The organism is Methylorubrum subtropicum (assembly GCF_038442325.1).
Classification (GTDB): Bacteria; Pseudomonadota; Alphaproteobacteria; order Rhizobiales; family Beijerinckiaceae; genus Methylobacterium; species Methylobacterium subtropicum.
On the sequence record NZ_JBBXMW010000011.1, the window covers coordinates 18,754 to 32,650 of the forward strand.

Here is a 13,897-nt window from a genome sequence, read left to right on the forward strand (position 1 = left end):
CGGAATGACGGCGCGATGGGAGGAACCGCATCTTTCCCCGCCGACAGTGCCCCCGTTCGTGCTATCGGCGCACGACCCGCCCTCTCACAGCCTCAAAACATTGCGCCTCCTCGTCGTCGCCGTCGGACGCCTGAAGAACGGGCCGGAGCGGGATCTCGTCGCCCGCTACCGCGAGCGCGCCGTCGCGCTCGGGCGAAGCCTCGGCGTCACGGGGTGCGATCTCGTCGAACTCCCGGAATCCCGCGCCCGGCGCGCCGCCGACCGGGTGGCGGAGGAGGCCGAGGCGATTCTTTCCCTGGTGCCGACAGACGCCGCGCTGATCGCCTGCGACGAGCGCGGGCGCTCCGACTGGCCGAGCGAGCGCATCGCCGCCCGGGTCGGCGAGTGGCGCGACGGGGGGCGGCCGGCGCTGGCCTTCGTGATCGGCGGGGCGGACGGGCTTCACGAGCGCGTGCGGGCGCGGGCCGACCATATTCTCGCCTTCGGAGCGGCGACACTGCCCCACGGGCTGGTGCGCGTGCTCGTTCTGGAGCAGGCCTACCGGGCCCTCACCATCCTGGCGGGCCACCCCTACCACCGCGGCGATCCCGACGCATGAGGTCTCTGTCCACCCCGGCGGCGCTGCTGCTGGCCTGCCTGGCTGCGGGTCCGGTGCAGGCGCAAGAGATCGGCCAAGGGAACGCCGACGCGATGCGTCAGGCGCAGGAGGAGCGCGACCGCCGCGCCCAGAACCTCAAGCAGATCGAGGAGGCGCTGGCCGCCAGCGCCGGCAACCGCGCCGCACTGGAGGCCGAGATCGCGGCGATCGGCACGGATCGGGCGAAGCTCAGCGCGGCCTTGCTCGATGCCGGGCGGCAGGCCCAGGCCACCGAGGACCGGCTGAGCCGCCTGGAGGAGCGCCTGCGCTCGCTCACCGAGAGCGATGCGGCGATCCGCAAGTCGCTCGATTCGCGCCGCGCCGTCATTGCCGAAATCCTGGCCGCGCTCCAGCGCATGGGTCGGCGCCCGCCGCCCGCGGTGCTGGTGCGGCCCGAGGACGTGCTGGCCGCAATCCGCACCTCCATGCTGCTCGGCGCCGTGGTGCCCGAACTGCGCGGCGAGGCCGAGACGCTGGCGGGCGACCTCGCCGAACTGGTGCGGGTGCGCGGCCTCATCGCGTCCGACCGCGAGACCCTGCGAAAGGATCTCGCCGGCTGGGCCGCCGAGCGCCAGCGCCTCGACGCGCTGGTGGCCGCCCGCCGCACCCGTCAGGTCCAGATCGAATCCGACCTGACGCAGGAGCGCCGGAAGAGCACCGAACTCGGCACACAAGCAAAAACCCTGAAGGATCTCGTGGACCGGATGGAGGGCGAGCTGTCCACCGCCCGCCGCGCGGCGGACGAGGCCAAGGCCGCGGAAGAACGCGAGCAGCGCAAGACGCAGGAAAAATTCGCCGCCGCCGGCGCCCGCGACCCCGCCAAGCTCGCCCCCAAGGTGAAATTCGCCGATGCCCGCGGCGATCTGCCCAGGCCGGTCAGCGGCACGCTGGTGCGCGGCTTCGGCCAGCCCGACGGGCAGAACGGCACCACCCGCGGCATCTCCCTACGGACGCGGGCGAAGGCGGTGGTCTCGGCGCCCGCCGACGGCTGGGTGTCGTTCGCCGGGCCGTTCCGCTCCTACGGCCGTCTCTTGATCATCAACGCGGGCGACGGCTACTATCTCTTGTTGGCGGGCATGGACCAGATCAACGTCGAAGTCGGTCAGTTCGTGCTGGCCGGCGAGCCGGTGGCTACCATGGGCGAGGGCGGCGGCCCGGCCGGCGTGTCGCAGGCGAGTGCGTCGTCGGCTGCGTCACAGAGGGACGATGATCGGAACGATCCCGTCCTGTACGTCGAGTTCAGGAAAGACGGCGGCTCCATCGATCCGGAGCCGTGGTGGGCGAGAAGTTCCAGCGAGAAGGTTCGCGGATAATGCGCAAAGTGTCCCTCGTGTTGCTCGGCGCCGCCCTCGGCATCGGTGCATCGGCCGTGTCGACCCAGACGCAATTGCTGTCCGGCACGAGTGCGGTCGCGGCCTCCGCCGAGACCTACCGGCAGCTCAGCCTGTTCGGCGACGTGTTCGAGAAGGTGCGGACCGACTACGTCGAGAAGCCCGAGGAATCGAAGCTCATCGAGTCGGCGGTCAACGGCATGCTGACCTCGCTCGACCCGCATTCGAGCTACATGGACGCCAAGGCGTTCCGTGACATGCAGACCACCACCAAGGGTGAGTTCGGCGGACTCGGCATCGAGGTCACGATGGAGGACGGCCTGATCAAGGTCGTTTCGCCGATCGACGACACCCCAGCCTCCAAGGCGGGCCTCTTGGCCAACGACATCATCACCCAGATCGACGACGATCAGGTCCAGGGACTGACCCTGAATCAGGCGGTCGACAAGATGCGCGGGCCGGTGAACTCGCCGGTGCGCCTCAAGATCACCCGCAAGGAAGCCAAGGACCCGATCGACGTCACGCTCAACCGCGACATCATCAAGATCCGGCCCGTGCGCTCGAAGGTCGAGGGCGGCGACATCGGCTACGTGCGCCTGACCCAGTTCAACGAGCAGACCTTCGACGGCCTCAAGACCGCGATCGACAAGCTTCAGACCGAGATCGGCAACGACAAGCTGAAGGGCTACGTCGTCGATCTGCGCAACAACCCCGGCGGCCTGCTCGATCAGGCCGTGATGGTCTCCGACGCCTTCCTCGACCGCGGCGAGATCGTCTCGACCCGCGGCCGCAACCCCGACGAGACCCAGCGCTTCTCGGCCAAGGCCGGCGACCTCGCCAAGGGCAAGCCGATCGTGGTGCTGGTGAACGGCGGCGCGGCCTCGGCCTCCGAGATCGTGGCCGGCGCCCTGCAGGATCACAAGCGCGCGACCATCATGGGCACGCGCTCCTTCGGCAAGGGCTCGGTGCAGTCGATCATCCCGCTCGGCGGCCAGGGCGCCCTGCGGCTGACCACCGCCCGCTACTACACGCCGTCCGGCCGCTCGATCCAGGCGAAGGGCATCGAGCCGGATCAGGAGGTGCTGCAGGAGGTGCCCGACGACCTCAAGGGCAAGGACGAGACGAAGGGCGAGGCCGGCCTGAAGGGCCACCTCAAGCAGAAGGACGTCGAGGAGCGCGGCGGTTCCTCGGCCTACATCCCGCCGGACCCGGCCAAGGACAAGCAGCTCATCGCCGCCGTCGACTTCCTGCACGGCATCCAGAAGGGTGCGGCCAACGTGACCAAGCCCGCCACCCAGAACTGATTCTTTTTCCGAATGCCGGGCGCGAAGAGCGCCCCGCGCAGCGGCTTCGGCTCTGCCGAGGCGTCTAGCGAAGCGATAGCCTGAGCCCGCGGATGCGGGCGCCGGCGACTGAGGCCAAACAAGGAAATGAGGCCAATCGCCGCCGGCGATTGGCCTGAATTAGCGAAAGATTAACCATGACGGCCCGCAATGTCGGTGAAGACCGGCGCTGCGGGCCGTTTGCGTTTCGCTTGTGTCCGCGCCGGTTGCGTTGGAAAAAAAGCGCCAAAGGCGGGACGGCGGGTGAGCGAGTCGGCCGACGATATCCTGACGAAGCCCCTCGGGGTCGGGGCCAAGGCCGGCGCGAAGGCCGGCCTTCTCGGCCGGCTGCCGCGTCCGGGCGCGGCGCATGCGGTCGGCGGGGCCGGTCTCGCCCTCGCCCTGCTCGCGGGCGGCGTGGCGCTGACCGGCGACCCGCGCGGCGGCGAGCCCCGTGCCGGCGCCGTCATCGAGCGGCGCGAGCCCGCGGCGCCTGCCGCCGCGCGTGTCGCCGAGGTGACTGCGGAAAAACCGGCGGGCCCGTCGCAATCCGCGCAGGAAATCGAGCAGGCCTCCGGCGTCAGCGTGTTTCGTCCGGCCGGCGCCACGGCGCCCGACGCACCGGTCATCATCCGCGTGCCGAACGCGAGCCAGATCCGCCTCAACCCCGCCCCCGATCCGCGCCTGACCGAGCGCGGGCGCAACGGCCCGCTGCCGAAGCTCGGCGAGGGCAAGCTGCGCCCGCTCGACGTCTACGCCCGCCCCGAGGAGCCGGGCCAGGGCCCGCGCATCGCGATCCTCGTCTCGGGCCTCGGCATCGGGCAGGCGGCGACGCTCGGCGCCATCGCCCGGCTTCCGGCGGCGGTGAGCCTCGCGCTCTCGCCCTACGGCAGCGATCTCGAGAAGACCGCGGCGCGCGCCCGCGAGGCCGGGCACGAGATCCTCGTTCAGCTCCCCATGGAGCCGTTCGATTATCCCGACAGCGATCCGGGCCCCCAGACGCTGCTGACCGGCTCGCGCCCGGCGGAAAACCTCGACCGGACGAGCTGGGCGCTGAGCCGCTTCCCCGGCATCGTCGGCGTGGTCAACCTGATGGGCGCGAAGTTCTCAGGGGAAGCCGGCGCGCTCGATCCGGTGCTGAAGGAGATCGCCGGCCGCGGCCTCGGCTTCATCGACGACGGCACGGTGCAGCGCCCCCTCGTCGCCGCCGCGGCGGGCAAGGCGAAGCTCCCGGCCGCCCGCGCCGATGTCGTGATCGACGCGACCGCGCGGCCCGACGCCATCGACGCGGAGCTGACCCGCCTCGAAGCGCTCGCCCGCCAGAAGGGTTTCGTCTTGGCCTCCGCCAGCGCCGCCCAGCTGACGATCGACCGGCTGTCGCGCTGGACCCGCGATCTGGAGGCCCGCGGCATTCGGCTGGTGCCGGTGAGCGTCGCCCTGCGCCAAGGGCCGTCCCTCGGCAAGCTGTCGAGCGCCGCGCCCTGAAAGTCGGGCGCCGGTTTGCAACATATGACGTGTCACGCCAAACAATCTCTCGCAGCAGTGAGGGTTTCGGTACAATAGTTCGGAATGTCGTAACCAATCGCTCGCCAGAACGAGGAGCGCCGCCGGATCGCGAATCCGCGGCGGACATCCTCGCTGGAGCCGGCCGTGTCGTTTCCGAACCTCTCGATCCGCAACAAGCTGATCGCTTCCTTCGCCCTGTTGACCGGCTTCCTGCTCGGGCTCGGCGTGCTGGGCCTGTTCAGCATGGGGAGCTTGCGCGATCAGGCGCTGGTGATGGAGCGCAATTGGCTGCCGAGCGTGCGGGCTTTGGGCGAGATCGACACCCTGGCGGCGCGCATGAACAGCGTGATGCTGCGCCATACCCAGGCGACCGATCCGCAACTGCTGGCCTCGATCGAGAAGGATTTCGAGCGCTTCGGCGGCAAGGTCGCGGAGCGCCAAGCTCTCTACGAGACCCTGATCGCCTCGCCCGAGGAGCGGGCGCTCTACGACGCCTACCGCAGCAGCCTCGCGACGTTCGAGGCCGAGCGCACCAAGGTGTTCGAGCTGTCCCGCAAGGGGCAGAAGGCGGAGGCCTTCGGCTATTACGAATCGAAGGGCATCGCGCCCCGCCGGGCGATGTCGAACGCGCTCGAGAAGCTGATCGCCTTCAACAACGAGGGCGCCACCCGCGCCATGGAAGAGAGCGAGGCGACCTTCCGCTGGGCCCGCAACGCGGCGCTCGCCGCGGTGGGGCTCGGCTTCCTGCTGTCGGGCGTGCTGGCCTTCCTGATCGTACGCGGCGTCACCCGCGGCATCGCCTCTGTCGTGACGCCGATGCAGGCGCTGGCGGCGGGCGACCACACGGTCGAGGTTCCCCATCGCGGCGCCCGCACCGAGATCGGCACGATCGCCGACGGGGTGCAGGTGTTCAAGGACAGCCTGATCCGCATGCGCCGGCTGGAGGAGGAGACGCAGGCCGCCCGCGCCGGGGCCGAGGCCCAGCGCAAGGCCGCGACCCGCGAGATGGCCGACCGGTTCGAGCGGGCGGTGGGCGGCATCGTCGCCCTCGTCTCCTCCGCCGCGACCGAGTTGCAGGCCACCGCCCAGGGCATGGCCGGCGCCGCGACCCAGACTGCGAGCCAGTCGGTCAGCGTGGCGGCCGCCGCCGAACAGGCCGCGACCAACGTCAACACCGTCGCCGCGGCGGCCGAGGAACTCGGTGCTTCAGTGCAGGAAATCGGCCGCCAGGTCGGCGGCTCGTCGATGCTGGCGAAAGGTGCCGTCGGCGAGGCGGCCCGAACCGAGGGCCATGTGCGCGAGTTGAGCGACGCGGTCGCCAAGATCGGCGACGTCGTCACTCTGATCACCACCATCGCCGGCCAGACCAATCTCCTGGCGCTCAACGCCACGATCGAGGCGGCCCGCGCCGGCGAGGCCGGGCGCGGCTTCGCCGTCGTCGCGGCGGAAGTGAAGGAACTCGCCAACCAGACCGCGCGGGCCACGGAAGAAATCGCCGGCCAGATCGGCCGCATCCAGGGCACCACGGGGGCGGCTGCTGCCGCGATCGCCGGCATCACCGGCCGCATCGAGGAGATCAGCGATGTGGCCGCCTCCATCGCGGCGGCGGTGGAGCAGCAGGGCGCGGCAACGCAGGAAATCGTCCGCAACGTCGCTCAAGCCGCGTCCGGCGCGGGCGAGGTCACCGGCAACATCGCGGGCGTGGCGAGCGCCGCCGAGGAAGCCGGCGCCGCCGCCGATCAGGTGCTCGCCGCCTCGACCGAGCTGTCGCGCCAATCCGAGCATCTGTCTGGCGAGGTCGCCCGCTTCCTGGCGAGCGTGCGGGCGGCCTGACGTTCGCGCCATCCTTGCAGGACGGCGTTGCCGCTCAGGCGCGCGCCGTCCTATGGTCGCGCCGCCATGACCAGCCCCCACGACGACCTCGCGCTGCCCTACCGCCCCTGCGTCGGCGTGGCCCTGTTCAATCCTGCGGGCCTCGTCTTCGTCGGCCGGCGCAAGAGCGACGCGGGGCCGGAGCATATCGCGGACGGCCATGCGTGGCAGATGCCGCAGGGCGGGATCGACGAGGGCGAGGAGCCGCTGGCGGCGGCGCTCCGCGAACTGCACGAGGAGACCAACGTCCCGGCCGACGCCGTGACTCTGCTCGGCGAGACGCGCGACTGGCTCGCCTACGATCTGCCGCCCGACGTGATGAAGCAGGCCTGGAAGGGCCGCTACCGCGGCCAGCGCCAGAAGTGGTTCGCTTTCGGCCTGACCGGTCGCGAGGATGTGATCGATGTCGAGGCGCCGGGCGGCGGGGCCCACAAGGCCGAGTTCGACGCGTGGCGCTGGGAGCGGCTGGAGGCGCTGCCGGGCCTGATCATCCCGTTCAAGCGGCCGGTCTACGAGGGCGTCGTCGCGGCCTTTTCCGGCCTGACCGGCTGGCACGCCGCCCGAGCGGAAGCGTGAGCCTCGTCCGGTCCTGACGATGCGCTGGTGGTCGATTCCCCTCCTGGCGGCGCTGGCTTGGCTCGCCTACACGCTGACGCCGTTCTGGTCGCTCTACGAACTCGCGCGCGCCGTGCAGGCGGGCGACGTGGCCGCGGTCGAGAGCCGAGTCAACTTCCGCACCCTGCGCCTGTCGCTCGCCCGCCAAGTCTCGGCCACGATCCGGGCCGAGGCGGCGGCCGAGCCGCGCGAGCGGCAGCGCCTGACGGATGCCGCCGCCGCGCTGGCGCTGCCCGTGGCCGAGGCGCTGGTGACGCCCAAGACCGTGGTCGATCTCCTCGACGACGGCTGGCCGCAGGCGCTCGACCTGCCCGATGCCACGCAGCGCCACGAGCGCCGGGACGGCCTGCGCATCCCCGACCTATCGCGGGCCTTGCGCTACTACCTCGCCTCCGACATGCGCGGCTTCCGCTCGGTCGTCATCCCGGTGCCGCCGGACCGCCCGCGCGCCGAGCAGTTCCGCCTGCGGCTGCGCCTGCACGATTGGGGCTGGCGCATCGTCGAGATCGAGCTGTCCGAGGATCTGCGCGGGCGCATCGCCGAGAAGATCGCCGCCGGGGTCGCGCGCCTGCGGGAGAAGTCGGGAGAGAAGACGGGACCCGATCCCGCCCCGCCGCGGGGGCGCTGACGGGGATGTCACTGGACGAAGAATCGACGCAACTTAGGTTCGTCTGGCCGCGTTGAGCGCGGTCACGCTTCGCGGAGCGCAGCCTTGAGTGCAGCTTCGGCCTCCACCTCCCCAGACAGTGCCGACGAGGCGGAGCACGGGCCGGAGCGACGGCTCGGGGCCGGGCTGCTGCTGGCGACGCTCGGCGTCGTCTACGGCGATATCGGCACGAGCCCGCTCTACGCCTTCAAGGAGGCGGTGCGGGCGGCAAGCCACGGTCAGCCGCCCTCGGCGGTGGCGGTGACGGGGGCCGTCTCGCTGATCCTGTGGTCGCTGATCCTGATCGTCTCGGTGAAGTACGCCGTGCTGATCCTGCGCGCCGACAACCGGGGCGAGGGCGGCATCGTCGCGATGCTGGCGCTGCTCGGCGCCCGCCACGCCAAGCCCGGCTCGCGGCAAGCCCTGCTCCTCGTCGTCGGCCTCGTCGGCGCGGCGCTGCTCTACGGCGACGGGGCGATCACGCCCGCGATCTCGGTGCTCTCGGCGGTCGAGGGGCTGAAGGTCGATGCCCCCGCCCTCGACCGCTTCGTCGTGCCGATCACGCTCGTCATCCTCGTCGGCATCTTTTTGGTGCAGAGCCGGGGGGCGGCCTTCATCGGCCGCATCTTCGGGCCGGTGATGCTGGTGTGGTTCGTGGTGCTGGCGGCGCTCGGCATCGGCGGCATCGTTCAGGCGCCGCAGATCCTGCGGGCGATCAACCCGCTCGCCGCGGTGGAGTTCGTCGGCCATGCCGGGCTCGGCACCGGCTTTGCCATGCTCGGCGCGGCCTTCCTCGCGGTCACCGGCGGCGAGGCGATGTATGCCGATCTCGGCCATTTCGGTGCCAAGGCGATCCGGGCGGCGTGGTTCGGCCTCGTGCTGCCTGCGCTCATGATCCACTATTTCGGCCAGGGCGCGATCCTGCTCGCCGACCCCTCGGCGGTCGAGAACCCGTTCTACCGCCTCGCGCCGGACTGGGCGCATTACCCGCTGATCGGGCTCGCGACGCTCGCCACCGTCATCGCCTCGCAGGCGATCATCTCCGGCGTGTTCTCGCTGACCCAGCAATCGGTGCAGCTCGGCTTCCTGCCGCCGATGCGGGTGGTCCACACCGCCCCCGACGAGCGCGGCCAGATCTACGTGCCCACCGTCAACTGGCTGCTCGCCGCCGCCACGCTCACCGCTGTGGTGGTCTTCCGCTCCTCCGACGCGTTGGCCGGCGCCTACGGCATCGCCGTGTCGCTGCTCATGGCGATCACCACGCTGCTCGCCGGCTTGGTGGCCCGCAAGTGGGGCTACGCGCTGGCCGCCGTGCTCGCGGTCAACGGGTTCTTCCTCCTGATCGACCTGATCTTCCTCTCGGCCAACAGCGTGAAGATCGTCGAGGGCGGCTGGTTTCCCCTCGTGCTCGCGGGCGCGGTCGCGTTCCTGATGCTGACGTGGCGCAAGGGCACCGCCTGCATGGAGGACGCGCGGATCAACCAGCGCCCGTCCGAGCCCGCCTTCATCGAACGCCTGCGCACCGACCCGCCGATCACGCTGCCGGGCTGCGCCGCCTTCCTGTCCTCGGCCACCCACGGCATCCCGCTGCCGATGGTGCGCGTGGTCGATCGCCTCGGCGCGCTCCACGCCCGCGTCCTCATCGTCACCGCCCTGTTCGAGGAGACCCCGACGGTGCCGCCCGGCGAGCGGGCGGAGGTGAGCGCGATCACCCCCGACATCCGTCGGGTGATCCTGCGCTACGGCTTCATGCAATCGGCCTCGATCCCGGAAGGGCTGCGCTGCGCCGTCGCCTCCGGCCAACTGCCGGAGGACTTCACCCACGACCTCACCGTTTTCGTGGGCCACGAGACCATCATCCCGGTCTCGGACCGGCGCGGCATGTCCGACTGGCGCGAGGCGCTGTTCGCGGTGATGCAGAACAGCGCCGAGCGCACCGGCGCGCATTTCTGCGTGCCGGCCCATCAGGTGATCGAGATCGGAACCGAGATCGAGATTTGAACTTGCAGCCGTCATTCCGGGGCCGCGAAGCGGAACCCGGAATCCACGATTGGCCGCGACGCTTCGTACAGCCGCGCATCACGGGTAGATTCCGGGTTCGCTTCGCGCCCCGGAATGACGCGCGGTGCGCGCGAGCCACGTCGTCAAACTTCCTCCCCCTCAATCGTCCGGCTGGGCCTTCATCCGCAACTGCGACGCCACGCATTCGCGCATCGCGTCCTCGATCCGCGCCTTTTGGGCGTTCGAGTAGCCCGCCACCTCGTCGATGCACTTCACGAAGTAGCCCACGGTGAAGCTCTCGTTGACCGAGACGAACGACTTGCCGAAGCGCGTCGCGAGCTGGAGCCGGTCCATCGCCGAGCTTTCCCGCCACGCCTGGAGCGTGTCGGTCATCGACAGGGCTTGGGCGGCGCCCGGCAGCAGCAGGATCGCGGCGAGGGTGGGGACGATCAGGCGATGCATCGTGCGATTTTCTCCCGAGAGTGTTTTCTAATTTTTCTGCCGCGAGGCAACAGTTATGCCTAAGAGCAGATCGAGTTTTATTATTGAAGCACCGGGATATAGCCCGATTCGACGCAGGCGGAAGCGAGGTTTCGATGCGGATTTCTTAATTTGCTCTGAGGCGATGCTTCCCGATCGCGACGCGATCCACCTCACGCCTTCATTGCGAGGCGAAGCCGAAGCAATCCAGGGTGCGACGTGTTCGGAGAAGGCGAGAGCGCGCCGACGAACCGGTGACCGGTGTGCCTCATCCGGACAATGCGGAGCGCTGGATTGCTTCGGCTTCGCCTCGCAATGACGGTGCGGGTTTATCCGAGGCGTCGGTGCGAACGACAGCGCGGCGATTGAGCCGCGTGAGCCGTCGGTGCGGTGTGTCGCCTACGGCTCCGGTCCCCACAGCCACGCCGCGCCGCGCACGCCCGAGGCGTCGCCGTGCAGGCTCGCCCGGACCGGCGTGTCGAAGGCGTCGGAGAAGACGTGCGGCGCGATTTTTTCCGGCAGCGCCGCCACGACGCTCGCGATGCGCGAGAGCCCGCCGCCCAGCACGATCACGTCGGGATCAATCACGTTGACTACGTGGGCGAGGCCGCGGGCGAGGCGGTCGAGATAACGCGCCATCGTGGCGGCGGCAGCGGGTTCGCTGGCCAAAGCCGCGGCGACGATCTGCTCGCCGGTTCGCGTCTTGCCGGTGCGCAAAGAATGGTCGGCGGCCAGCCCCGGGCCGGAGAGCCAGGTCTCGATGCAGCCGTGGCGACCGCAATAGCAGGCGGGGCCGGGGCGCTCGTCGTCGCGGGGCCAGGGGAGGGGGTTGTGGCCCCACTCGCCCGCGATCGCATTGCGGCCGGTAAGCGCCTGCCCGCGCAGCGCGATGCCGGAGCCGACTCCGGTGCCGAGGATCACCGCCCAGACGATCGTCTGGCCCGCGCCCGCGCCATCGACGGCCTCGGACACCGCGAGGCAGTTGGCGTCGTTCTCGATCCGCACCGGACGACCGAGCCGGGCGGCGATGTCCCCCGCGAACGGCTTCCCGTTGAGCCAGACCGAGTTGGCGTTCTTGATCAGTCCGTTATGGCGCGACACCGCGCCGGGCATGCCGATGCCGACGCTGGCATCTCCTACGCCGGCCTCGGCCTCAAGCCCGGCGACGAGGGTCGCGATGGCGTCCAGCGTGCCCGCGTAATCGCCCCGCGGGGTCGGCACGCGCGCCTCCGCCCGCGTCGTCCCGTCCGGGGCCAGTGCGATCCCGGCGATCTTGGTGCCGCCGAGATCGATCCCAATGCGGATTTTTGGCTCTTTCAAGCCCTTACTGCGCCGCCACGGCCTTCGGGGCGTCCGCCTCGTTGCCGGGGGCGACCGGGTCCTCGTCGGAGATCTCGGTGCCGATCGAGACCGGGTGCGCCATCACCTGGGCGAGCTTTTCCTTGTCCAGCTCGCCCTCCCAGCGGGAGACGACGACGGTGGCCACACCGTTGCCGATGAGGTTGGTCAGCGCGCGGCACTCCGACATGAACTTGTCGACGCCGAGCACCAGCGTCATCGCGGCGACCGGGACGGGATTGCCGGGGATGGCGGCGAGCGTCGCGGCCAGCGTGATGAAGCCCGCACCCGTGACGCCCGAGGCGCCTTTGGAGGTCAGCATGGCGACGAGGAAGATCGTCGCGTACTGGCCGATCGACAGGTCCGCGCCCACCGCCTGCGCCAGGAACAGCGTGGTGAGCGTCATGTAGATGTTGGTGCCGTCGAGGTTGAACGAGTAGCCGGTCGGGATCACGAGGCCGACGACCGAATCCGAGGCGCCGAGGCGCTTCATCTTGGTCATCATGTGCGGCAGCACCGTCTCGGACGACGAGGTGCCGAGCACGATCAGCAACTCGTCCTTGATGTAGGCGAGGAACTTGAGGATCGAGAAGCCGGCGAACGCCGCGATGCCGCCGAGCACCACGAACACGAACAGCAGGGAGGTGGTGTAGAAGGTACCGACGAGCCACGCGAGGTCCACGACCTTGCCGATGCCGTACTGGCCGACCGTGAACGCCATCGCGCCGAAGGCGCCGACGGGCGCGAGCTTCACGATGAGGCCGATGATGCGGAAGAACACTTGCCCCGCCGCGTCGATGCCGTTGGTGATGCTCTCGCCCTTCTTGCCCATGCCGGTCAGCACGACGCCGGTCAGGATCGAGATCAGCAGCACCTGCAGCAGGTCGCCGGTGGCGAAGGCGTCGAAGAAGCTCTTCGGAATGACCGCCATCAGGTGGGCGACGGTCGAATCGGCCGCCGCCTTGCTGGCGTAGCCCTCGACCGCCTTGGCGTCGAGCTTGGTCACGTCGGCGCCGAAGCCCGCGCCGGGCTGGATGATCTCGCCGACGAGGATGCCAACCAGCAGCGCCACCGAGGACACCACCTCGAAGTAGATCAAGGCTTTCAGGCCGACGCGGCCGACCTTTTTCAGGTCGCCGATCGAGGCGATGCCGTGGACGATGGTGCAGAAGATGATCGGCGCGATCATCATCTTGATCAGCGCGATGAAGGCGTCGCCCATCCACTTGAACGACTTGCCCCAGTCCGGCGCGATCCAGCCGACGAAGATGCCGAGCGCGATGGCGATCAAGACTTGGATGTAGAGCACCTTGTACCACGGCGTATGCGCGGCGGGCGCGCTGGCGCCGTGGGGCGCGGCGTGGGCGGAATGGGCCATGGTTCCTCACCGATACCGTCTCGCGCGGCCTCGGCCGGGCGGCTTGGGCGCGACGCTAGTCCGTTTAATCCCGGCCCTCAATCGCGACTCGGTAGTCGGCCGCGGCTTTGTAACCGGACTCCGCTGTCGAGAACTCGAATCCGGCCCTTTCGCAACCGAAACGCGAGCGCGATCAAGGGGAAGCGGTCGAGTCATGCGGCCGCGGAGGTTCGAGCCCCCGTGTCCATCGCCCGCGCCCTCGCCGCCGCCCTCTTCGCCCTGCTGCTCGCGCGGCCCGCTTCGGCCTCCGTCGTCGCGCAGGTCGATCAGACGGCCCAGCGGATGCAGGTCTATGTCAGGGGCGTGCTCGCCTACGACTGGCCGGTCTCGACCGCGCGGCGTGGGTTCGTGACCCCGAACGGCCGCTACCGGGTCGGGCTGATGGCGCCGATGTGGCGCTCGCGCAAGTATCACGGCGCGCCGATGCCCTACGCGATGTTCTACAGCGGCGGCTACGCCATCCACGGCACCTATGCGGTCGGCGCCCTCGGGCGCCGGGCCAGCCACGGCTGCATCCGCCTGCACCCGGCGCACGCACGCGAGCTGTTTCAGCTCACGCGGGCCTACGGCGGCACGCGGGTGGTGATCCGGAACTGAGCCGACGCCTCCAAAGGCGCAGGACAATTGGGTGTATCGTGCGGCAGCACCGTGTGGCCGGGCGCGAAGAGCGCCCCGCGCAGCGGCCTCGGCCCTGCCGAGGCGTCTAGCGGAGCGAGAAGCCTAAGCCCGCGG

At 70.1% G+C, this 13,897-nt stretch carries 12 protein-coding genes; 9 read left to right on the forward strand and 3 right to left on the reverse strand.

Translation table 11 applies throughout. The annotated features are described in order from the left end of the window. The first annotated feature begins 100 nt into the window (after positions 1-100). The 8 genes from rlmH (at position 101) to AAHG03_RS16010 (ending at position 9,930) form a co-directional block, all read left to right on the forward strand. Positions 101-598 (forward strand): 23S rRNA (pseudouridine(1915)-N(3))-methyltransferase RlmH, encoded by a 498-nt coding sequence (rlmH, locus tag AAHG03_RS15975; RefSeq protein ID WP_342151678.1) that lies wholly within the window; start codon positions 101-103, stop codon positions 596-598. Further along, positions 595-1,950 carry a murein hydrolase activator EnvC family protein gene (locus AAHG03_RS15980; RefSeq protein WP_342151679.1) on the forward strand — a complete coding sequence of 452 codons (1,356 nt, stop codon included), beginning with the start codon at positions 595-597 and terminating at the stop codon, positions 1,948-1,950. The genes rlmH and AAHG03_RS15980 overlap by 4 nt, the downstream gene beginning before the upstream one ends. Then, on the forward strand, positions 1,950-3,272 hold the full coding sequence (locus tag AAHG03_RS15985) for a S41 family peptidase (RefSeq protein ID WP_342151680.1): 1,323 nt from the start codon (positions 1,950-1,952) through the stop codon (positions 3,270-3,272). Before AAHG03_RS15980 ends, AAHG03_RS15985 begins: the two co-directional genes overlap by 1 nt. Before the next feature lie 282 nt (positions 3,273-3,554). After that, on the forward strand, positions 3,555-4,775 hold the full coding sequence (locus AAHG03_RS15990; RefSeq protein WP_342151681.1) for a divergent polysaccharide deacetylase family protein: 1,221 nt from the start codon (positions 3,555-3,557) through the stop codon (positions 4,773-4,775). A gap of 165 nt (positions 4,776-4,940) precedes the next feature. Then, entirely contained in the window at positions 4,941-6,629 is a 1,689-nt protein-coding gene (locus AAHG03_RS15995; protein WP_342151682.1) for a methyl-accepting chemotaxis protein, read from the forward strand. Positions 6,630-6,695: 66 nt separating this feature from the next. Continuing rightward, positions 6,696-7,244, forward strand: a complete 549-nt coding sequence (locus AAHG03_RS16000) for an RNA pyrophosphohydrolase (protein WP_342151683.1) — start codon at positions 6,696-6,698, stop codon at positions 7,242-7,244. A gap of 19 nt (positions 7,245-7,263) precedes the next feature. Continuing rightward, on the forward strand, positions 7,264-7,911 hold the full coding sequence (locus AAHG03_RS16005; RefSeq protein ID WP_342151684.1) for a DUF2939 domain-containing protein: 648 nt from the start codon (positions 7,264-7,266) through the stop codon (positions 7,909-7,911). An 84-nt stretch (positions 7,912-7,995) separates the two neighbouring features. Further along, positions 7,996-9,930, forward strand: coding sequence for a potassium transporter Kup (locus AAHG03_RS16010; protein WP_412759757.1), 1,935 nt, complete (start codon positions 7,996-7,998; stop codon positions 9,928-9,930). A 159-nt stretch (positions 9,931-10,089) separates the two neighbouring features. Here the strand turns inward: AAHG03_RS16010 and AAHG03_RS16015 are convergent, their stop codons facing one another. The 3 genes from AAHG03_RS16015 to AAHG03_RS16025 form a co-directional block, all read right to left on the reverse strand. Then, a complete protein-coding gene (locus AAHG03_RS16015) occupies positions 10,090-10,392 on the reverse strand; it encodes a hypothetical protein (RefSeq protein WP_342151685.1) in 303 nt (100 codons plus the stop codon). A gap of 417 nt (positions 10,393-10,809) precedes the next feature. Further along, on the reverse strand, positions 10,810-11,715 hold the full coding sequence (locus tag AAHG03_RS16020; RefSeq protein ID WP_412759759.1) for an ROK family protein: 906 nt from the start codon (positions 11,713-11,715) through the stop codon (positions 10,810-10,812). Positions 11,716-11,734: 19 nt separating this feature from the next. After that, positions 11,735-13,126 carry a dicarboxylate/amino acid:cation symporter gene (locus AAHG03_RS16025; RefSeq protein WP_342151687.1) on the reverse strand — a complete coding sequence of 464 codons (1,392 nt, stop codon included), beginning with the start codon at positions 13,124-13,126 and terminating at the stop codon, positions 11,735-11,737. Positions 13,127-13,345: 219 nt separating this feature from the next. On the opposite strand from AAHG03_RS16025, the gene AAHG03_RS16030 reads away from it, so the two are divergent. Beyond that, the gene (locus AAHG03_RS16030; RefSeq protein ID WP_342151688.1) at positions 13,346-13,762 is read left to right on the forward strand and encodes a L,D-transpeptidase; all 417 of its coding nucleotides are present in this window, start codon (positions 13,346-13,348) and stop codon (positions 13,760-13,762) included. Positions 13,763-13,897 lie beyond the last annotated feature (135 nt).

What these genes read in the sequence shown, in the direction of transcription:
- AAHG03_RS16015 (WP_342151685.1), bottom strand. Translation starts at nt 10,392, where the DNA reads ATGCATCGCCTGATCGTCCCCACCCTCGCCGCGATCCTGCTGCTGCCG.
- AAHG03_RS16025 (WP_342151687.1), bottom strand. Translation starts at nt 13,126, where the DNA reads ATGGCCCATTCCGCCCACGCCGCGCCCCACGGCGCCAGCGCGCCCGCC.
- AAHG03_RS16000 (WP_342151683.1), top strand. Translation starts at nt 6,696, where the DNA reads ATGACCAGCCCCCACGACGACCTCGCGCTGCCCTACCGCCCCTGCGTC.
- AAHG03_RS15985 (WP_342151680.1), top strand. Translation starts at nt 1,950, where the DNA reads ATGCGCAAAGTGTCCCTCGTGTTGCTCGGCGCCGCCCTCGGCATCGGT.
- AAHG03_RS16005 (WP_342151684.1), top strand. Translation starts at nt 7,264, where the DNA reads ATGCGCTGGTGGTCGATTCCCCTCCTGGCGGCGCTGGCTTGGCTCGCC.
- AAHG03_RS15980 (WP_342151679.1), top strand. Translation starts at nt 595, where the DNA reads ATGAGGTCTCTGTCCACCCCGGCGGCGCTGCTGCTGGCCTGCCTGGCT.